At 71.1% G+C, this 19,381-nt stretch carries 16 protein-coding genes and 1 riboswitch; of the genes, 6 read left to right on the top strand and 10 right to left on the bottom strand.

The features are described 5' to 3' along the window. Positions 1–30: 30 nt before the first annotated feature. The 4 genes from KM933_RS24070 (at position 31) to KM933_RS24085 (ending at position 5,040) form a co-directional block, all read left to right on the top strand. A complete protein-coding gene (locus KM933_RS24070) occupies positions 31–1,554 on the top strand; it encodes a sensor histidine kinase (RefSeq protein WP_260334088.1) in 1,524 nt (507 codons plus the stop codon). 13 nt (positions 1,555–1,567) lie between these two features. Then, the gene (locus KM933_RS24075; RefSeq protein WP_221355552.1) at positions 1,568–2,230 is read left to right on the top strand and encodes a response regulator transcription factor; all 663 of its coding nucleotides are present in this window, start codon (positions 1,568–1,570) and stop codon (positions 2,228–2,230) included. 72 nt (positions 2,231–2,302) lie between these two features. After that, positions 2,303–3,721 carry an SLC13 family permease gene (locus tag KM933_RS24080; RefSeq protein ID WP_221355554.1) on the top strand — a complete coding sequence of 473 codons (1,419 nt, stop codon included), beginning with the start codon at positions 2,303–2,305 and terminating at the stop codon, positions 3,719–3,721. Positions 3,722–3,795: 74 nt separating this feature from the next. Continuing rightward, positions 3,796–5,040 (top strand): glycerate kinase family protein, encoded by a 1,245-nt coding sequence (locus tag KM933_RS24085; protein WP_221355556.1) that lies wholly within the window; start codon positions 3,796–3,798, stop codon positions 5,038–5,040. Here the strand turns inward: KM933_RS24085 and KM933_RS24090 are convergent. The 6 genes from KM933_RS24090 to ctaE form a co-directional block, all read right to left on the bottom strand. Then, positions 4,953–6,380, bottom strand: a complete 1,428-nt coding sequence (locus tag KM933_RS24090; RefSeq protein ID WP_221355557.1) for an aminotransferase class V-fold PLP-dependent enzyme — start codon at positions 6,378–6,380, stop codon at positions 4,953–4,955. The genes KM933_RS24085 and KM933_RS24090 overlap by 88 nt on opposite strands. A 181-nt stretch (positions 6,381–6,561) precedes the next feature. Beyond that, positions 6,562–6,678, bottom strand: a riboswitch (SAM riboswitch). Positions 6,679–6,823: 145 nt separating this feature from the next. Next, on the bottom strand, positions 6,824–7,888 hold the full coding sequence (trpD, locus tag KM933_RS24095) for an anthranilate phosphoribosyltransferase (RefSeq protein WP_221355559.1): 1,065 nt from the start codon (positions 7,886–7,888) through the stop codon (positions 6,824–6,826). 162 nt (positions 7,889–8,050) lie between these two features. Continuing rightward, positions 8,051–9,709 (bottom strand): cytochrome bc1 complex cytochrome b subunit, encoded by a 1,659-nt coding sequence (qcrB, locus tag KM933_RS24100; protein WP_221355561.1) that lies wholly within the window; start codon positions 9,707–9,709, stop codon positions 8,051–8,053. Continuing rightward, a complete protein-coding gene (gene qcrA / locus KM933_RS24105; RefSeq protein ID WP_221355563.1) occupies positions 9,706–10,767 on the bottom strand; it encodes a cytochrome bc1 complex Rieske iron-sulfur subunit in 1,062 nt (353 codons plus the stop codon). The genes qcrB and qcrA overlap by 4 nt, the downstream gene beginning before the upstream one ends. Beyond that, positions 10,764–11,573 (bottom strand): cytochrome bc1 complex diheme cytochrome c subunit, encoded by an 810-nt coding sequence (gene qcrC, locus KM933_RS24110; RefSeq protein WP_221355565.1) that lies wholly within the window; start codon positions 11,571–11,573, stop codon positions 10,764–10,766. The genes qcrA and qcrC overlap by 4 nt, the downstream gene beginning before the upstream one ends. Before the next feature lie 65 nt (positions 11,574–11,638). Next, the gene (ctaE, locus tag KM933_RS24115; protein ID WP_107017430.1) at positions 11,639–12,259 is read right to left on the bottom strand and encodes an aa3-type cytochrome oxidase subunit III; all 621 of its coding nucleotides are present in this window, start codon (positions 12,257–12,259) and stop codon (positions 11,639–11,641) included. Positions 12,260–12,437: 178 nt separating this feature from the next. Between ctaE and KM933_RS24120 the strand changes: the two genes are divergently transcribed. After that, positions 12,438–12,839: a DNA-binding transcriptional response regulator gene (locus KM933_RS24120; protein WP_221355567.1), complete on the top strand. Its 402-nt coding sequence runs from the start codon at positions 12,438–12,440 to the stop codon at positions 12,837–12,839. Between the two features lie 138 nt (positions 12,840–12,977). Here KM933_RS24120 and KM933_RS24125 read toward each other — a convergent pair whose 3' ends face one another. From KM933_RS24125 to ctaC, 4 genes are all read right to left on the bottom strand, one after another. Beyond that, positions 12,978–14,276, bottom strand: coding sequence for a L,D-transpeptidase (locus KM933_RS24125; protein WP_221355569.1), 1,299 nt, complete (start codon positions 14,274–14,276; stop codon positions 12,978–12,980). 128 nt (positions 14,277–14,404) lie between these two features. Then, positions 14,405–14,803, bottom strand: coding sequence for a cytochrome c oxidase subunit 4 (locus KM933_RS24130; protein ID WP_221355571.1), 399 nt, complete (start codon positions 14,801–14,803; stop codon positions 14,405–14,407). After that, a complete protein-coding gene (gene ctaD / locus KM933_RS24135) occupies positions 14,800–16,533 on the bottom strand; it encodes an aa3-type cytochrome oxidase subunit I (protein WP_221355573.1) in 1,734 nt (577 codons plus the stop codon). The genes KM933_RS24130 and ctaD overlap by 4 nt, the downstream gene beginning before the upstream one ends. After that, positions 16,530–17,465, bottom strand: a complete 936-nt coding sequence (gene ctaC / locus KM933_RS24140) for an aa3-type cytochrome oxidase subunit II (protein WP_221355625.1) — start codon at positions 17,463–17,465, stop codon at positions 16,530–16,532. Before ctaC ends, ctaD begins: the two co-directional genes overlap by 4 nt. A gap of 422 nt (positions 17,466–17,887) precedes the next feature. Between ctaC and KM933_RS24145 the strand changes: the two genes are divergently transcribed. Continuing rightward, positions 17,888–19,315, top strand: coding sequence for a cysteine desulfurase/sulfurtransferase TusA family protein (locus KM933_RS24145; protein ID WP_221355575.1), 1,428 nt, complete (start codon positions 17,888–17,890; stop codon positions 19,313–19,315). Positions 19,316–19,381: the final 66 nt, after the last annotated feature.

The following is a 19,381-nucleotide window of genomic DNA, read 5'->3' on the forward strand; positions in this document are numbered from 1 at the left end:
GTCCGCATCCTGCTCTGGCTGCTGCTCGTGATGACCGTGGCCTTCTCCGCCGTGGCCACGACCACCCGCTCCATCCTCCTGCGGGACGTCGACTCCCGGATCGACGGCCTGCTCGCCCAGGAGACCGGTGAGTTCGCGCACTTCGAGGAGCGGGGGGTGGACCCCGCGACCGGACAGCCGTTCGGCGACGCCGGACGGCTGCTGCGCGTCTTCCTGGAGCGGCAGTACGCCGACCCCGACGAGGAGCTCCTCGGCCTGCTCGCGGGTCCCGCGGGGTCGGCCCCCGCGAAGATCGTCCAGGACCGCGAGATCCCCGTGGAGCTGCCGCTGCACCGGGATCCGGCGGGCCGGCGCCAGATCTTCGGGTCCACCGCCTCCACCGGTACGCTGCACCGCCCCGCCGGGGACGTCCGGTGGGCCAAGGTCTCCGTCGTCGGCCCCGGCGGGGAGCCGGAGGCCGCCTTCGTCGTCGCGTTCCATCCGGAGCGCGAGCAGGACCGCGCCGACGAGGTGTTCCGCATCCTGCTCGCCATCTGCGGTGTGGCGCTGCTGATGACGACGGGGATCGGCTGGGTGGTGGCCGGCCGCATCCTGAAGCCCGTACGGCTGGTGCGCACCGCCGCCGCGCAGCTCACCGGGCAGGACCTCACCCGGCGCATCCCGGTCCGCGGCCACGACGACATAGCGGCGCTGGCCGACACGTTCAACGCGATGCTGGACCGGCTGGAGCGCGCCTTCGCCGCCCAGCGGGAGTTCGTCGACGACGCGGGCCACGAGCTGCGCACCCCCATCACCATCGTGCGCGGCCACCTCGAACTCATGGGCGACGATCCGGCGGAGCGCGAGGAGACGGTCCGCCTGGTCACCGACGAGCTCGACCGGATGAGCCGCATCGTGGAGGACCTGCTGCTCCTCGCCAAGGCCGAGCGGCCCGATTTCGTCACCCCGGAGCCGGTCCAGCTCGCGGAGCTCACCGCCGACGTCTTCGTCAAGGCCCGTACGCTCGGCGACCGCCGGTGGGAGCTGGCCGAGGTCGCCGAGGGCGGGGCCCGGCTGGACCCGCAGCGCATCACCCAGGCGATGGTGCAGCTCGCGCAGAACGCCGTGCAGCACACCGTCCCCGGCCAGACGATCCGCATCGGCTCGCGCGTCCTCGGCCCGTCCGGCGCCGGTCCGTCGGGCAGCGGCCCGTCCGGCAGCGGTCCGTCGGTCTCCGGTCCGTCCGTCTCCGGGGCGCGCGTCGAGCTGTACGTGTCCGACTCGGGTCCCGGGGTGCAGCCGCAGGACACCGAGGTCATCTTCGAGCGCTTCCGCCGCGGCACCGCCCGGCGCGGCACCCGGGGCAGCGGCGCGGGCCTCGGCCTGTCGATCGTGCGGGCCATCGCGGAGGGGCACCGCGGCGGCCGGGTCCTGCTGCGGGAGACCGAGGGCGGCGGGGCCACCTTCGCCCTCCTGTTCACACTGGAACTCGCGCTGGAGACCGACCTGGAGGCCGGCCCGGAAGCCGACCTGGAAGGCGGTCCGGGAACCGGTCCGGAAGAGGAACGCACATGACGGGACGGCACACGTGAAACGGATCCTGATCGTCGAGGACGAGGAGCGCATCGCCTCCTTCGTGGAGAAGGGGCTGCGCGCGGGCGGTTTCACCACGACCGTCGTGGGCGACGGCGACGCGGCCCACCAGTACGCGCTGACGGGCGGCTTCGACCTGGTGGTCCTCGACATCGGGCTGCCCGGGCGGGACGGCTTCACCGTGCTGCGCGAACTGCGCGAGGCCCGGGTCACCGTCCCGGTGATCGTGCTGACCGCCCGGGACTCCGTACGCGACACGGTGGCCGGCCTGGAGGGCGGCGCCGACGACTGGATGACCAAGCCGTTCCGCTTCGAGGAGCTCCTCGCGCGGGTGCGGCTGCGGCTGCGCACGGCGGCGCGGGCACCCGAGGTCACCGTGTTGCGCGGCGGCGACCTCACCCTCGACCTGCGGACGCGGCGGGCGCGGGCGGGTGAGCGGTCGGTCGACCTCACGGCCCGTGAGTTCGTGCTGCTGGAGCTGTTCCTGCGGCATCCCGGGCAGGTGCTGTCGCGGGAGCAGATCCTGTCGCACGTGTGGGGGTACGACTTCGACCCCGGCTCCAACATCGTCGACGTGTACGTACGGGCGCTGCGGAAGAAGCTGGGGGCGGAGCGGGTGGAGACCGTGCGGGGGATGGGGTACCGGCTCCCGGCCTGAGGGGCGCGGGGGTGAAGTTTCCTTCATGCGGGGCTCATCCAGGGCTCACCGCCCGGCTGGACCGTGGGTGTCGTGAGCCTGAACCTCCGCCGAGCCGCCGCCCTCTGTGTGGCCCTGAGCCTGTGCGCCCTGCTGGCCGTGCCCGGGAACTTCCCCGGACTCGGCGGTGACGCACGGCTGACCCTCGCCGTCTTCGCGCTGGCGACCTGCGCGTGGATCGGTACGCCGATCGACGACACGTACATCGCCCTGGGCGCGGGACTCGCGCTCACGGTGACCGGCGTGATCAGCAGCGACACGCTCTTCGGCACGCTCGGCGACCCGACGGTGTGGCTGCTGATCTGCGCCTTCGTGCTCGCCGCCGCCGTGACCCGGACCGGGCTCGCGGGACGGGCGGCGGCGTTCCTGGTGAGCGGGGCGCGCAGTGTGCGCCAATTGGTGCACCTGACCACCGCGGCGCTCGTCGTCACGGCGTTCGCGGTACCCGCCACCTCCGGCCGGGCCGCGCTGGCCCTGCCGGTGTTCCTCGCGCTCGCCAAGGTGCTCGCCGACCGGAGACGGCTGGTCGTGATGCTGGCGCTGCTCTTCCCGACCGTGATCCTCCTGTCGGCGGTGGCGACCCTGATCGGCGCGGGCGCGCATCTGATCACGGTGTCGGTGCTGTGGGAGACGACCGGGGAGCGTGTCGACTTCACGCAGTGGCTGCTGCTCGGACTGCCGCTGGCCGTGGCGTCCTCCCACCTGGCGGCCGAGGCCGTGCTGCTGACGACCACCCGGCGGGTGGACCGCCGCGCCCCCGTACGGATCACGGCCGCCGACATCCAGCGGCACAGCGAGCAGCCGGTCACCGGCCCCTGGTCGCCGGCCGAGTCCCGCTGCGCGCTGCTGCTCGCCACGGTGGTCGCGCTGTGGTGCAGCGAGCCGCTGCACCAGGTGCCGCCCGCGGTCGTCGCCCTGATCGGCGCGGTCGTCGCGGCCTCGCCCGCCCTCGGGACGGTCCGGCTCAAGGACGCCCTGCGGACCGTGCCCTGGTCGCTGCTCCTCTTCATGGCCGCGACGATGGCGATGGGGGTCGCGCTCGCGGACTCGGGGGCGGCGAAGTGGCTGGTGTCCGGTCTGCCGGCGGACATCGGCCCGTGGCTCTTCCTCACCGTGGTCGTGGTGGTGAGCACGGCGGCCCACCTCGTGCTCCAGTCCCGCTCGGCCCGCTCGTCCGTCCTGGTGCCGCTGGTCGTCGCGGCCGCCGTGGGCGCGGGCGTCAACCCGGTCGCGGCCGCGCTGGCGTCCACCGCGGCGGCCGGCTTCTGCCACACGCTGCCGGCCTCGGCCAAGCCGGTCACGCTCTTCGCCGACCTGCCGGGCACGCCGACGTACACCCCGCGCGACCTGCTGCGCGTGTCCGCGGTCCTGGCCCCCCTGACGGCCGCCCTCGTCCTGCTCTTCGCCCTCGCCGTGTGGCCGCTGCTCGGCGTCCCCGTCCTGGAGCCCTGAGGCCCCGCGGCCCTCCCCCGCACCGCCCACGACGCCACAACCCCGCACCACCGAAGCTCTGAAGGAGCCCGCCCATGCTGACCCGTTTCACCGTCGCCCCCAGCGGCTTCAAGGAGTCCCTGTCCGCCCGGGCCGCGGCCGACGCCATCGCGGCGGGCGTGCTCCGTGTCGTCCCGGACGCCGAGATCGACCTCGTCCCGCTGGTGGACGGCGGCGAGGGCACCGCCCGCACCCTGGCCGCGGCCACCGGCGGCCGGCTGGTCGCCCTGCCCGCCACCGGCCCGCTGGGCGAGCCCGTGGGGACCCACTTCGCGCTGCTCGGCACGGGCGGCACGGCGGTGGTGGAGATGGCGGCCGTGGCCGGGCTCTCCCTGGTCCCGCACGGGCTGCGCGACCCGGGTGCCACCACCACGTACGGCGTCGGCGAGCTGATCTCCGCCGCCCTCGACACGGGGGTGCGCCGGATCCTGGTCGGCTGCGGCGACTCCGGTACGTCGGACGGGGGCGCCGGCGCGCTGCAGGCCCTCGGCGCCCGGCTGCTCGACGCGGACGGCTTCGAACTCCCGCGCGGCGGCGCCGAGCTGGTGCGCCTGAGCCGTGTCGACCCGACGGGCCTCGACCCCCGGCTCGCGGACGTGGAACTGCTGGTCGCCTGCAACCCGTACAACGTGCTCTGCGGCGAGCTGGGCGTGGCCCGGGTCTTCGGCCCGCAGAAGGGGGCGACGCCCGCGCAGGTCGAGCGGCTCGCGGACGGCCTGGAGAACTGGGCGCGCGTCCTGACCCGGGACCTGGCGGTCACCGGCGACCTGTACGGCGGCCCGGGCACGGGCGCCTCCGGCGGTCTGGGGGCGGGTCTCGCCGCGCTCGGCGCCCGCCTCCTCCCCCGCTTCGAGGTGCTCCTCGACCATCTCGACCTGGACGCCCGGCTGGCCCGCGCCGACCTGGTCCTGACCGCCGAGGGCGCCCTGGACCACCAGACCCCGCGGGGCAAGGTCCCGGCGGAGGTGGCCCGGCGGGCCAAGCTGTACGGGCGCCCGGTGCTGGCCCTGGCGGGCACCCTCGGCGAGGGCGCGCACACCGTGCCCGGCGTGGACGCCTTCAGCGGGATCCTGCCCGCCCCGATGGCACCGGCCGAGGCGTTCCTGCGCGCCGGCGAACTGCTCACGGACGCGACGGAGCGGGCGCTGCGGATGGTCCTCCTCGGCGCCCGGCTGCCCGCCGGGCCCCGGCCTCAGACGGCCGGGCCGGTTCCCCCGCGGGTGTCCGCGCCGCTCTCCGTGCCGGCGTCGGGGACGCACCGCCCGTCCTCCGTGCGGTAGTTCCAGCGGGCGCCGTCCGTGACGAGCTCCTTCACCGCCCGCAGGAACCGCTCCACGTGCTCGTCGGGGGTGCCCGCACCGAAGCTGACGCGGACGGCGTTCAGGGACTTCTCGCCGGGCGCGGCCTCGGGGGCGCCGCACTCGCCCTGCGCCTGCGGGTCGCTGCCCAGGAGCGTACGCAGGAGCGGATGGGCGCAGAAGAGGCCGTCGCGGACACCGATGCCGTACTCCGCGGAGAGCGCGGCGGCGAAGTGCGAGCTGTTCCAGCCCTCGACGACGAAGGAGATCACGCCGACGCGCGGCGCGTCGTCGCCGAAGAGCGAGAGCACGCGGACCTGCGGCACCTCGGCGAGGCCCCGGCGGACGGTGTCGACGAGGTGCTGCTCGCGGGCGACCAGCGTGTCGAACCCGGCCTCGGTGAGCGCCTTGCAGGCGGAGGCGATGGAGTAGGCGCCGATGACGTTGGGCGAGCCGGCCTCGTGCCGGGCCGCGCTCTCGTGCCACTCGACGTCGACCCCGCCGTCCGCGCGCCGCGACACCTTCCGCGAGGCGCCCCCGCCGGCGAGGTACGGGTCCGCCTCGCGCAGCCAGTCGGAGCGTCCCGCGAGCACGCCGGAGCCGAACGGCGCGTAGAGCTTGTGCCCGGAGAACGCGACCCAGTCCACGTCCAGTTCCCGTACGGAGACGGGGTGGTGGGGCGCGAGCTGGGCGGCGTCGAGCACGATCCGGGCGCCGTGCGCGTGGGCGGCGGCGGCCAGTTCCCGTACGGGCCACAGCTCGCCGGTGACGTTCGAGGCGCCCGTGACGCACACGAGGGCCGGTCCGTACGGGTCGCGTGCGGCGAGCGCCCGCTCCAGGGTGGCGACGGCCTCGCCCGGGGTGCGCGGGGCGTCGAGGTACGTGACGCGGGCGTCCCGCCACGGCAGCAGCGACGCGTGGTGCTCGGTCTCGAAGACGAAGACCTGGCAGCCGGCGGGCAGGGCGGCGGCGAGGAGGTTGAGCGAGTCGGTGGTGGAGCGGGTGAAGACGACCTCGTCGCCACCGCGGCAGTCGAGGAACTCCGCGACGGTCGCGCGGGCGTTCTCGAAGAGGTCGGTGGAGAGCTGGGACAGGTAGCCGGCGCCGCGGTGCACGCTCCCGTAGTACGGGGCGTACGCGGCCACGTCGTCCCAGACGCGCTGCAGGGCGGGGGCGCTGGCCGCGTAGTCGAGCGCGGCGTAGGTGACCTCGCCGCCGGTCACGAGCGGGACGGTGACGTCCCGGCCGAGCACGGGCAGGGGCCCGGGGAGGTCGGCGGCACAGGGGGCGGACCGGTCGGCGGCAGCGGTGGAGACAGACATGGCGAACTCCCGTGGGGCAGGCGGAGCCACTGTGCGGCGGACAGGGCTCGGCACAGGAAGGGGTGAACGGTGAAAGGGGTACGCGGAGGCGGGGCTCGGCGCCCTATCGCATTCGCTTGCTCATGAAAGGCTCCCTCGAACGACCAGGACCCCTGGTGTCCCCGCTCAAGGAGCGGCGAGGGGTCCGCGCTTGCCGTGGGCCTCACTGCCCACGACCTGGTCTTCACCCGGGGCACCCCGCCACGGACGGAGGGTTGCCGGACAGTCGGCCGGGGCCTCATGACTGTCACTCATGACCTGTCAGCATCTTGCCATACGATCACCCGACCGCAACCCCGGTGTCCGCATGACGGGACAGCACGGGTGCCCGTCACCACCCAGGGGCGCGGGGAACTGCGCGACCAGCCCCCACCCACCCGCACCCGACCCCACGCGGCCGGCGGCTACGCGTTGGTCGCGGCCACCCACCGCTCAAGCACCTTCAGCGCCGCCCCCGAGTCGATCGCCTCCGCGGCACGATCCATCCCCGCCCGGATCTGGTCCGCCAGCGGAGCGGAACCGGGCGACAGGGCCACCAGCGCCGCCGCCGAGTTGAGCAGCACCGCGTCCCGCACGGGCCCCTTCTCCCCGCCCAGCAGCCGCCGCGCGACCTCCGCGTTGTACGAGGCGTCGGCCCCCCGCAGCGCCTCCACCGGCACCAGCTCGATGCCCACGTCCCGCGGGTCGAAGGTCTCCTCGCGCACCGTCCCGTCCCGTACGACCCACACCCGGGACGTGGACGTGGTGGTCAGCTCGTCGAGGCCGTCGTCGCCGCGGAAGACGAGCGAGGAGTTGCCGCGCTCGGCCAGCACCCCGGCCACGATGGGCGCCATGGGCGCGTGCGCCACCCCGACCGCCTGTGCCCGCACCCGCGCCGGGTTGGTGAGCGGACCGAGGAAGTTGAACGTCGTCCGGATGCCCAGCTGCCCCCGCGCCGCCGCCACGTGGCGCAGCGCCGGGTGGAACTTCACCGCGAAGCAGAAGGTGATCCCGGCCTCGTCGGCCACCTCGGCCACCCGCCGCGGCGTCAGTTCCAGGTTGACGCCGAGTTTTTCGAGCACGTCCGAGGCACCGGACGCGGAGGACGCCGCGCGGTTGCCGTGCTTGACGACCTTGGCTCCCGTACCGGCGACGACGACGGCCGACATCGTGGAGATGTTGACGGTCTTCGCCCCGTCCCCGCCCGTGCCGACGATGTCGACGGTCTCCCCCGGCACCTCGATGACGTTGGCGTGCGCGTACATCGTGCGGACCAGGCCGGAGATCTCCTCGACGGTCTCGCCCTTGGCGCGCAGGGCGACCGCGAACCCGGCGATCTGGGCGTCGGTCGCCTCGCCCCGCATGATCAGGTCCATCGCCCAGGCCGTGTCGTCGGCGCTCAGGTCGCGCCTCCCCAGCAGGCCGTTCAGCAGGGCGGGCCAGGAACGGCCCGCCGCGAAGTCGCCTCCGGCGGGGGTCACAGCGCTCATCTGCCGCTCCTGCATTCGTGTTCGTGGACATGGCCTTCGTGGACACGGCCATGGATGTGGACATGGACGTGGCGTGGGTTCCACCCTATCCAGCCCCCGGGACGGCAAAGAGCCCCGTCCATGCAATGGACGGGGCTCCTGCCGTGGCGGACAGTCCGGGGATCAGTGGTGGCCGTGGCCGCTCGTGATCTCCTTGTACTCCTCGGCCGTCGGCTTCGGGATCTGGTTCTCCTCGCCGTAGTAGGCCTTGCTGAGCTTGGCCCGGAGCTTCTGCGGGCCCTTCACCTTGCGCTCGACGCCGTTCTCGTCGACCGTCGGGCCGATCTCCGCAGGCTTGTACTGCTCGTGCGCCGTGAGGGTGTACATGGCCTCCTGGCTGAGCGGCTCGTGCACCTCGACGAACTCACCGTGCGGCAGGCGCTTGATGATGCCCGACTCGCGGCCGTGCAGCACCTTGTCCCTGTCCCGGCGCTGGAGGCCGAGGCAGATCCGCTTGGTGACGATGAACGCGATGACCGGTCCGACGAAGAACCCGATCCGGACGAACCAGGTGACCGCGTTGATCGACAGGTGGAAGTGCGTGGCGACGATGTCGTTGCCACCGCCGATCAGCATGATCATGTACGCGGTGACCCAGGCGACACCGAAGGCCGTACGGGTCGGGGCGTTGCGCGGCCGGTCCAGGATGTGGTGCTCGCGCTTGTCCCCGGTGATCCAGGACTCCACGAACGGGTAGAGCGCGATGATCGCCAGGAAGACACCGAAGATCACCAGCGGGATGAGCACACCGAGGGCCAGCGTGTGGCCCCAGAAGTTGATCTCCCAGCCGGGCATCGCGCGGACCAGGCCCTCGGCGAAGCCCATGTACCAGTCGGGCTGGGCGCCCGTGGACACCAGGTCCGGCCGGTACGGCCCGAGGACCCAGATCGGGTTGATGGACGCGATCGCGGCGATCATGGTGATGAAGCCGAAGACCAGGAAGAAGAAGCCTCCGGCCTTGGCCATGTAGACCGGCAGCAGCGGCATGCCGACGACGTTGTTGTTGGTCTTCCCGGGACCCGCGAACTGCGTGTGCTTGTGGTAGAAGACCAGGATCAGGTGGGCGACCACGAGCCCCAGCATGATGCCGGGCAGCAGCAGGATGTGGATCGAGTAGAACCGCGCGACGAAGTCGCCGCCCGGGAACTCCCCGCCGAACAGGAACATCGAGATGTACGTGCCGACGATCGGCATCGACAGGATGGCGCCCTGGGTGAAGCGGACACCGGTGCCGGAGAGCAGGTCGTCGGGGAGCGAGTAGCCGGTGAACCCGGTGAACATGCCCAGGACGAGCAGCAGGAAGCCGAACAGCCAGTTGACCTCACGCGGCTTGCGGAACGCGCCGGTGAAGAAGACGCGCATCATGTGCACGAACATGCCGGCCAGGAAGATGACGGCCGCCCAGTGGTGGATCTGCCGGATCAGCAGGCCGCCGCGCACGTCGAAGCTGATGTCGAGCGTGGAGGCGAACGCCTCCGACATCAGCTGCCCCTGGAGCGGGACGTAGCTTCCGTGGTACTCGATCTCGTTCATCGAGGGGTGGAAGAACAGCGTCAGATACACACCCGTGAGGATGATGATCAGGAAGCTGTAGAGGCAGATCTCGCCCAGCATGAAGGACCAGTGGTCCGGGAAGATCTTGCGCATGTTGGCCTTGGCCAGGGAGTAGATCCCCAGGCGGCCGTCGGCCCAGTCGGCGACCCGCTCGCCGGCCGGTGCCTTCCCGCGGGAACGCCCCGGCGCGTCGGCGCCCGAGGGGTTCGGAGTGGTCGTAGTGCTCATCCGCGCTCCCAGAATGAAGGACCGACGGGCTCTTCGAAGTCGCCGAGCGCCTGAAGGTAGCCCTCTTCGTTCACACCGATGCGCAGCTGCGGCAGCGGGTGACCGGCCGGGCCGAAGATCACTCGGGCACCGTCGGAGAGGTCGAAGGTGGACTGGTGGCAGGGGCAGAGGACGTGGTGCGTCTGCTGCTCGTACAGGGAGATCGGGCAGCCGACGTGGGTGCAGATCTTCGAGTACGCCACGATGCCCTCGTGGGACCACTCGAGCTCGCGCTTGTCCTTGATGTTCTCCGGCTGGATCCGGACGATCATCAGGGCCGCCTTGGCGATCTCGTTCATGAACTCGTGGTCGTGCTCCTCCAGGCCCTCGGGCTTGGCGAAGGTGAGCGAGCCCACGGCGACGTCGGAGGGACGCAGGGGCTCGTCGGTGTTCATGTTGACGAGCAGCTTGCCCTTGGACCACCTCGTGTGCCGCAGCTTGTCCTCCGGCAGCGGACCGAGGTCGCGCAGCAGGACGATGCCGGACAGCGGGAACAGGGTCAGCGCGCCGAACATCGTGTTGCGGATGAGCTTGCGGCGGCCGAGCGCCGATTCCTTGGCGCCCTGCTTGAAGTCGGCCAGGACCTTGGCCTTGACCTCGGGCGCCGCCTCGATGGGGTGGCGCTCGTCGGCGACCTCCACGTCGGACATCAGGGTGCGGGCCCAGTGGACCGCGCCCACGCCGATGCAGAACAGCGCCAGACCGAGCGTCATGCCCAGGGCGAAGTTCAGGGCGCTGATGTGACCGAGCATGAAGATGTAGACGATCCGGTCGGCCGGGATCGTCACGAAGGACACGATGAAACCGATCGTGGCCAGCATCGAGAGCGTGAACAGCAGGGCGACCGTGCGCTCGGAGCGCTTGGCGGCCCGCTCGTCGATGTCCTGGATGCGGTGCGCGTGCGGCGGCAGACCGGGGTTCGCGAACGGGTGGTTCTCGTCCGCCAGGGCCACGTCACCGTGCGCGTCGGCGGCCCGCTCGGCGGGCAGGTTCTCTTCTGGGATGTCTTGGCTACTCATGACTTCTTGGCCTTTGCGGTCCGGGCGGCGACCCATACGGCGACGGCGATCAGCCCGCCGAGACCGAAGATCCAGCCGAAGAGACCTTCACTGACCGGCCCGAGGCCGCCCAGCTCCAGACCACCGGGGCTCTCCGAATCGTCGCTGTTGACCTCGTCGAGGTACGCGATGATGTCCTTCTTGTTCTTCTCCGTCAGCGTGGTGTCGGGGAAGGACGGCATGTTCTGCGGGCCGTGCAGCATGGCCTCGTAGATGTACTTCGGGTCGACGTCTTCCAGCGACGGAGCGTACTTGCCCCTGGTCAGCGCGCCACCCTTGCCGGTGAAGTTGTGGCACTGGGCGCAGTTGGTGCGGAAGAGCTCGCCGCCCTCGGCGATGTCCGCGTCCGCGGGGTCGTACTGCTCCTTGGTCGGCACCGCGGGTCCGGCGCCCAGCGAGGCGACGAACGCCGCGAGCTGGTCGATCTCGGCCTGCGAGTAGATGTTCTTCTTGTCCGGCACCTGCGCGCCGGGCTGCTGGGCCGGCATACGGCCGGTGCCGACCTGGAAGTCCACGGCCGCGGCGCCCACGCCCGCCAGGCTCGGACCGTCGGAGGTGCCCTGACCGCCGGTGCCGTGGCAGGTCGAGCAGCCCACGGCGTAGAGCTTCTTGCCCTCGTCGATGGCGAGGGACTGGGCGGTCGTATCGGCCTGTGCCTTGTCCGCGGGCGCGAACGCGGTGTACAGCCCCCCGGTGGCCGCCAGCGCGAGAAGTAGGACGACGACCGCCGCCAGCGGATGGCGTCGTCGTGCGGAGAGCTTTTTCACGGATTACCCCGGTGTCAGGATCTTCTGCGTCGATGCTTCTGGAGTGTGCGCGGGAACGGGCCCGGTTACTTGATCATGTAGATCGTGGCAAAAAGGCCGATCCAGACGACATCGACGAAGTGCCAGTAGTAGGACACGACAATGGCGGCGGTCGCCTGCTCGTGCGTGAACCTGCGGGCCGCGTACGTGCGCCCGAGGACCAGCAGGAAGGCGATGAGACCACCCGTCACGTGCAGGCCGTGGAAACCGGTGGTCAGGTAGAAGACCGAGCCGTACGGGTCCGACGAGAGCGACAGGCCCTCGTGCTTGACCAGCTCGGTGTACTCGTACACCTGGCCGCCGATGAAGATCGCACCCATCACGAACGTGACGATGAACCACATCCGGAGCTTCTTCACGTCCCCGCGCTCGGCCGCGAACACGCCGAGCTGGCAGGTGAGCGAGGAGAGCACCAGGATCGTGGTGTTGGTCGCCGAGAACGGGAAGTTCAGGGCGGACGCCATTTCCTTCCAGTGATCTGGACCGGTCACCGATCGGAGGGTGAAGTACATCGCGAAGAGGGCCGCGAAGAACATCAGCTCGGAACTCAGCCAGATGATGGTTCCGACGCTGGTGAGGTTCGGTCGATTGACCGACGGGTGCGCGTGCCCGGTGTCTACTGTCGTTGCTGTCGCCACGACCGACATTATGTCGGTCGCTTATCCCGCCCTCACCCCGGGGGGTGCCGTTCGGGGTGTCTGCGGGGTGTGTCCAGCCCGTATGGCCCATCGAAGCCCTGTCCGAACCGCTGTTGACCGCGTGATCGAGGGGGTAGCATCCGCGCATCGCAGTCCGTCTCTACGACGCCGACGTCCCGGAGGAAGAATGCAGCCGACCGCAACGGTGCTGGTCTACAGCGACGACTCCAACACCCGCGAGCAGGTGCGGCTCGCCACGGGGCGCAGGCCCGCCGCCGACGTCCCCCAGGTGGAGTTCGTCGAGTGCGCGACCCCCGCCGCGGTCGTCGCGGAACTCGATCGCGGTGGCATCGACGTGTGCGTGCTGGACGGCGAGGCCGCTCCCGCGGGCGGGATGGGGATCTGCCGGCAGATCAAGGACGAGATCTTCGACTGCCCGCCGGTGCTGCTGCTGATCGGGCGGCCGCAGGACGCCTGGCTGGCCACGTGGAGCCGGGCCGAGGCGGCGGTGACCCTGCCGGTCGATCCTGTGGAGTTCGCCTCCGCGCTGGCGGGGCTGCTCCGTGGGAAGCGGGCCCTGAGCGCCTAGCGAGCGCCTGGGCGCCGTCCCGCCGAATGTTGTGGGGCGACCGCGGGCCGGCCGTGGCTGGTCGCGCCCACGCGGCGGAGCCGCACATCGATGGAGCCCCGCGCCCCTCTCGGGCCCCTGCGGGGTCCTCACGGCGGCCTACGCCAGTTCCGGGCGCAGTCTTACGCGGTCCTCGGGGGTCGGGCCCTCCGGGGTGCCGGCCACCAGGGCGCTGCCCTTGCGCCAGTTCTTCCAGGTGAGGTTCCAGTCGCCGAAGCCGTTGCCGAACGGGGGCATCGTGTCGCCGTACGAGTTGACGACCTCGACGATGTCGCCGGGCCGGACGGTGTCGAAGAACCACTCCGCGTCGGCGGTGCTCATGCCGGTGCAGCCGTGGCTGACGTTGGCCGCGCCCTGTGAGCCCGCCGACCAGGGCGCGGCGTGCACGTACTCGCCGCTCCAGGTCACCCTGGTGGCGTAGTACACGGGCAGGTCGTAGGAGTCCGCGCTGCCCTCGGCTATGCCGATGCTGGTGCCGCGCATCCGTACGAAGTACTCCTTGCCGAGCACGACCTTGACGCCGTTGCGGGTCTCGAAGCCCGGTTTGCCGGTCGTGACGGGGATCGTCCTGATGGCCTCGCCGTTGCGGTGGACCGTCATCGAGTGGGCGGCGGCGTCCGTGACGGCCTCCATCCGGTCACCCGTGGTGAGCGTCAGGGGCTTGGTCCGGCCGCCCCAGAGGCGCTCGGCCACCTTGACGCCCGCGAGGTCGCTGTGGGCCCTGATCGTCGCGTGGGCGGGCCAGTACTCCTTCGGGCGGTAGTGCAGCGTGCGGTCGTCCACCCAGTGCCAGGCGCCCCGGACCGCGGGCCGGGAGCGGACCTTCAGGGCCCGTTCGACGACGGCGCGCGCCGCCTCGTCCCGGACCGGGGCACTGAGTTCGGCGGTGACCGGCTGGCCGACGCCGTACGTGCCCTTGTCGGGGCCGAACACCACGTCGAGCCGCTTCTTGGTCCTCGGCGTGCCGGTCCGGAAGCCGACGACCTCGCGGCCCGGCGAGCCGTCCTCGTCCTCGGTGCTCACGCGGACCGTGTAGCGGGCGCCCGCGGCCAGCGGCACGGTGCTGTGCCACCGCTCTCCGTCGGCGGACAGTTCACCGGCGACGTACCGCCCCGCGGTGTCCGTGGCCGTCACGTCGGTGATGCGGCCGCCGGACTCCTCGACGGCGATCTCCAGGGGTTTGTCCGGGTCGGCCTTCGCGCCGTCGCGCACGGCGGCGCCGAAGGAGAGGTCCCGCCCCGCGTCGTACGGATCGGCGGAGAGCGGGTGGCCGCCGGATCCGCAGGCCGTGCCGCCGATGCCTATGACGGCCGTCAGTGCCGCGCAGCCGAGGGCGGCGCGGCGGCGCCGGCGCGCCGTACCGGCGCCGGTGCTCGTGGGGGAAGCTGAGTGGTTCATGTCCCGAGCGTAGGAACGGCTGTTCGCCGCGGCGCGTCCATTGGGCCGTGCGGGGGATGCGGGTGCGGCGAACGGGGGAAGCCCGGACCCCCTGCGGGATGTCCGGGCTTCCGTGCGTTCGGCGCGTGCTACTGGTTCTGGTTCTCTCCGCGGTAGTACTCGAAGACCCAGCCCCACAGGCCGATCATGATGATCGGGGCCGAGAACCACAGGAGCCACCAGCCGAAGACGACGCCCATGAAGGCGAGCGCGCCGCCGATGCCGAGGGAGAGCGGCTGCCAGCTGTGCGGGCTGAAGAAGCCGATCTCGCCGGCGTCGTCCGCGACGTCGGCCTCCTTGTTGTCCTGTGCGCCCGTGTCGACCCGCCGGGCCGTGAACCACAGGTAGTAGCCGATCATGACGCTCAGGCCGAAGCCCAGGAAGAGCGCCGTGGTGCCGGCCGGCTCCTTCGACCACACGCCATAGACGATCGCCATGACGAGGATGAAGACGGCGAGCCAGATGAACATCTTGCCCTGGATCTTCACTTGCCTGCCTCCTTGTCACCGGCGAGAGCCTTCTCACCATGACCGGCGTTCTCCAACTGGTCGATGGCGGCGATCTCCGGGTGGTGCAGGTCGAAGGCCGGGGATTCGGAGCGGATCCGCGGCAGCGTGATGAAGTTGTGCCGCGGCGGCGGGCAGGACGTGGCCCACTCCAGCGAGCGGCCGTAGCCCCACGGGTCGTCGACCTCGACCTTCTTGCCGTACTTGGCCGTCTTCCACACGTTGTAGAAGAAGGGCAGGATCGACAGGCCGAGCACGAACGAGCTGATCGTGGAGATGGTGTTCAGCGCGGTGAAGCCGTCGGCCGCGAGGTAGTCCGCGTAACGGCGCGGCATGCCCTCGGCGCCCAGCCAGTGCTGGACGAGGAAGGTGCCGTGGAAGCCGATGAACAGCGTCCAGAAGGTGATCTTGCCGAGGCGTTCGTCGAGCATCTTGCCGGTGAACTTCGGCCACCAGAAGTGGAAGCCGGAGAACATCGCGAAGACGACGGTGCCGAAGACCACGTAGTGGAAGTGCGCCACCACGAAGTACGAGTCCGAGACGTGGAAGTCCATCGGCGGCGAGGCCAGGATGACACCGGTCAGACCACCGAAGGTGAAGGTGATCAGGAAGCCGGTGGCCCACAGCATCGGGGTCTCGAAACTCAGGGACCCCTTCCACATGGTGCCGATCCAGTTGAAGAACTTCACGCCCGTCGGCACCGCGATGAGGAACGTCATGAAGGAGAAGAACGGCAGCAGCACACCGCCGGTGACGTACATGTGGTGCGCCCACACCGTCACCGACAGGCCGGCGATGGCGATGGTCGCGCCGATCAGGCCCATGTAGCCGAACATCGGCTTGCGGGAGAAGACCGGGATGACCTCACTGATGATGCCGAAGAACGGCAACGCGATGATGTACACCTCTGGATGGCCGAAGAACCAGAAGAGGTGTTGCCACAGCAGCGCCCCGCCGTTGGACGAGTCGAAGATGTGGGCGCCGAACTTGCGGTCCGCCTCCAGCGCGAACAGCGCGGCGGCCAGCACCGGGAAGGCGAGCAGCACCAGCACCGCGGTGAGCAGCACGTTCCACACGAAGATCGGCATGCGGAACATCGTCATGCCCGGCGCGCGCATGCAGATGATGGTGGTGATGAAGTTGACCGCGCCCAGGATGGTGCCGAAGCCGGAGAAGGCCAGACCCATGATCCACATGTCGGCGCCGATGCCCGGCGAGCGGACGGCGTCCGACAGCGGGCTGTAGGCGAACCAGCCGAAGTCTGCCGCGCCCTGCGGGGTGAGGAAGCCACCGACCGCGATCAGCGAGCCGAACAGGTAGAGCCAGTAGGCGAACATGTTCAGCCGCGGGAACGCCACGTCGGGCGCGCCGATCTGCAGCGGCATGATCCAGTTCGTGAAGCCGGCGAACAGCGGCGTCGCGAACATCAGCAGCATGATCGTGCCGTGCATCGTGAACGCCTGGTTGAACTGCTCGTTCGACATGATCTGCGTGCCGGGACGGGCCAGTTCGGCGCGCATGAACAGCGCCATGACGCCGCCGATGCAGAAGAACGCGAACGACGTGACCAGGTACAACGTGCCGATCGTCTTGTGGTCGGTGGTGGTCAGCCACTTGACGATCACGTTGCCCGGCTGCTTGCGCCGGACCGGCACCTCGTTCTGGTAGTGCTCGGTCTCAGCGACACCCTGGGGTTCGTTGAGGATGCTCACAGTACGTTCGACTCCCGTTCCTTCTCGTGGTCCGTCTGCTCGATACCGGCCGGGACGTAACCGGTCTGGCCCTTCTCGGCGAGCTCCTTGAGGTGGGCCTCGTAGCGCTCGGGAGAGACGACCTTCACGTTGAAGAGCATCCGGGAGTGGTCGACGCCGCACAGCTCGGCGCACTTGCCCAGGAAGGTGCCCTCCTTGTTGGGCGTCACCTGGAACGAGTTGGTGTGACCCGGGATGACGTCCTGCTTCATGAGGAACGGCACCACCCAGAAGGAGTGGATGACGTCACGCGAGGTGAGGACGAAGCGGACCGTCTTGCCCTTGGGCAGCCAGAGGGTCGGACCCGGGTTGTTCGTCTGCGGGTTGCGGGTGCCGGGCGTGCCGACGTCGTAGACGCCGCCGGCGTTCGCCGGGAAGTCGTCCTTGAACCGCTGCGGGATCGCGTCGAGGTTCTTGTCCGTCTTCGCGTCACCGGTCGCGCCGTCGACGTTCTCGATGTAGTTGAAGCCCCAGCTCCACTGGAAGCCGACGACGTTGACCGTGACGTCGGGCTTCTTGTCGAGGCTGAGGAGCTTCGACTCGTCGCGGGCCGTGAAGTAGAACAGCACCGAGACGATGATGAGGGGGACCACCGTGTACAGCGCCTCGATGGGCATGTTGTACCGGGTCTGCGGGGGAACCTCGACCTTGGTGCGGCTGCGCCGGTGGAAGAACGCGCTCCACAGGATCAGGCCCCAGACCAGCACGCCCGTGGCGAGTGCTGCGGCCCACGAGCCCTGCCACAGGGAGAGGATCCGGGGAGCCTCTTCAGTGGTCGGGGTGGGCATACCAAGGCGGGGGAAGTCCTCGTAGGTGCAACCGGTGGCGGTCGCCAGGACCAGTCCCGCGATCAGTGCCTGCAGCAGCTTCCGCCGCATCGGGCGCCGCGGCATGGGGGTACCGCCCGCGCCCTCCAGGGCGTGGGGGAGGTCGGAGCCGTAGGGACTCACGTAGCGCCTTCCCGAGAGTCTCGCCCGCGCGGTCGGCTGCGGCCTTCTCGCTGGTAGGTCGCCGCCCTGCGTCGGGCAGGGGTTTGGATGTTTATGCGGACCAAACCCTACTGGACGCTTTTTGGGGTCGCGCGGGGAGGGTCCCCAACGCGCCGCCACTCACCCCCAAGGGGTGGAACCAGGGGCTCCGCGACGGATGTGACGGCCAGTTCGTGTCACGCCCCGCCCCGGGTGGCGCCCCTTCGGAGGCGCCCCCGAAGGGGCGCGGGGAACTGCGCGACCGGCCACGACGCACCCGCGGACGAAGAAGCACCCCCACCACCCGCACCCCCACCCCCAACCGAGCGGAGCGTTAGCGTGGGGGCGTGTCCTACTTCGACGCCGCATCCTCCGCCCCCCTCCACCCCGTGGCCCGCCAGGCCCTCCAGGCCGCGCTGGACGAGGGCTGGGCGGACCCGGCCCGCCTCTACCGGGAGGGGCGGCGGGCCAGGCTCCTCCTGGACGCCGCCCGCGAGGCCGCCGCCGAGGCGGTCGGCTGCCGTCCGGACGAGCTGGTGTTCACCTCGTCGGGCACGCGCGCGGTGCACACCGGGATCGCCGGTGCGCTGGCCGGCCGCCATCGCGCCGGACACCACCTGATCGTGTCAGCGGCCGAACACTCTTCGGTGCTCCATTCGGCGCAGGCGCACCGGCGCGACGGCGGAACCGTGTCCGAGGTGCCGGTGTCGCGTACGGGTGCGGTCTCCCCCGGCGCCTACGCGGACGCCCTGCGGCCCGACACCGCGCTCGCCTGCCTGCAGTCCGCCAACCACGAGGTGGGGACCGAGCAGCCGGTGGCCGCCGTCGCGGACCTGTGCCGCGGGGCGGGCGTGCCGCTCCTCGTGGACGCGGCCCAGTCCCTGCCCTGGGGACCGGTCGACGGCGGCTGGTCCCTGCTGACGGGCAGCGCCCACAAGTGGGGCGGACCGGCGGGCGTCGGACTGCTCGTGGTGCGCAAGGGGGTGCGGTACGCGCCCCAGGGCCCCGTGGACGAGCGGGAGTCGGGGCGTTCCCCCGGCTTCGAGAACATCCCGGCCGTCGTCGCCGCGGCGGCCTCCCTGCGCGCCGTACGAACCGACTCCGCGGCCGAGTCGATCCGGCTGCGGGAGCTGACGGACCGCATCCGCGCGCGGGTGCCGGAGCTGGTCCCGGACGTGGAGGTGGTGGGCGACCCGGTACGCCGGCTCCCCCATCTCCTCACCTTCTCGTGTCTCTATGTCGATGGGGAGACACTGCTGCACGAGCTGGACCGCGAGGGGTTCTCCGTCTCGTCCGGATCGTCCTGCACGAGCAGCACGCTGACGCCCAGCCACGTACTGAGGGCCATGGGCGTGCTGAGCGAGGGCAACGTCCGGGTGTCCCTCCCGCCGGGCACGCCCGCGGAGGACGTGGACCGCTTCCTGGAGGTCCTGCCCCGGGCGGTGGCGGCGGTCCGCGAGAAGCTGGGCGCTCCGGCGCCCGTTCCCACGGTTGACGCGTCGCCGGTCCGGGCCGGCTCCCCCGCGCCGGACGCCCTGGCCCCGGACGCGCTGGTCGTGGACGCCCTCGGCAGGCGCTGCCCGGTCCCGGTCATCGAACTCGCCAAGGTCATCGACGACGTGCCCCCGGGCGGCACGGTCCGCGTCCTCTCGGACGACGAGGCGGCCCGGCTGGACATCCCTGCCTGGTGCGAGATGCGGGGGCAGGAGTACGTGGGCGAGGAGGCGGTGGAGGGGGGCACGGCGTACGTGGTCCGCCGGGCCCCGAGCCCTTAGGCGCTCCGCGCCGGAGTGACTCGGTTCATCGTCGCCTGCGGGCACATCGTGGCTGCTCGCGCACTT

The sequence above is a fragment of the Streptomyces beigongshangae genome (genome assembly GCF_019710745.1).
Lineage (GTDB): Bacteria > Actinomycetota > Actinomycetes > Streptomycetales > Streptomycetaceae > Streptomyces > Streptomyces beigongshangae.

What these genes read in the sequence shown, in the direction of transcription:
- KM933_RS24070 (WP_260334088.1), top strand. Translation starts at nt 31, where the DNA reads ATGACCGTGGCCTTCTCCGCCGTGGCCACGACCACCCGCTCCATCCTC.
- qcrB (WP_221355561.1), bottom strand. Translation starts at nt 9,709, where the DNA reads ATGAGCACTACGACCACTCCGAACCCCTCGGGCGCCGACGCGCCGGGG.
- trpD (WP_221355559.1), bottom strand. Translation starts at nt 7,888, where the DNA reads ATGAGCGCTGTGACCCCCGCCGGAGGCGACTTCGCGGCGGGCCGTTCC.
- KM933_RS24120 (WP_221355567.1), top strand. Translation starts at nt 12,438, where the DNA reads ATGCAGCCGACCGCAACGGTGCTGGTCTACAGCGACGACTCCAACACC.
- KM933_RS24125 (WP_221355569.1), bottom strand. Translation starts at nt 14,276, where the DNA reads ATGAACCACTCAGCTTCCCCCACGAGCACCGGCGCCGGTACGGCGCGC.
- ctaC (WP_221355625.1), bottom strand. Translation starts at nt 17,465, where the DNA reads ATGCCGCGGCGCCCGATGCGGCGGAAGCTGCTGCAGGCACTGATCGCG.
- ctaE (WP_107017430.1), bottom strand. Translation starts at nt 12,259, where the DNA reads ATGTCGGTCGTGGCGACAGCAACGACAGTAGACACCGGGCACGCGCAC.
- qcrA (WP_221355563.1), bottom strand. Translation starts at nt 10,767, where the DNA reads ATGAGTAGCCAAGACATCCCAGAAGAGAACCTGCCCGCCGAGCGGGCC.
- KM933_RS24090 (WP_221355557.1), bottom strand. Translation starts at nt 6,380, where the DNA reads ATGTCTGTCTCCACCGCTGCCGCCGACCGGTCCGCCCCCTGTGCCGCC.
- KM933_RS24085 (WP_221355556.1), top strand. Translation starts at nt 3,796, where the DNA reads ATGCTGACCCGTTTCACCGTCGCCCCCAGCGGCTTCAAGGAGTCCCTG.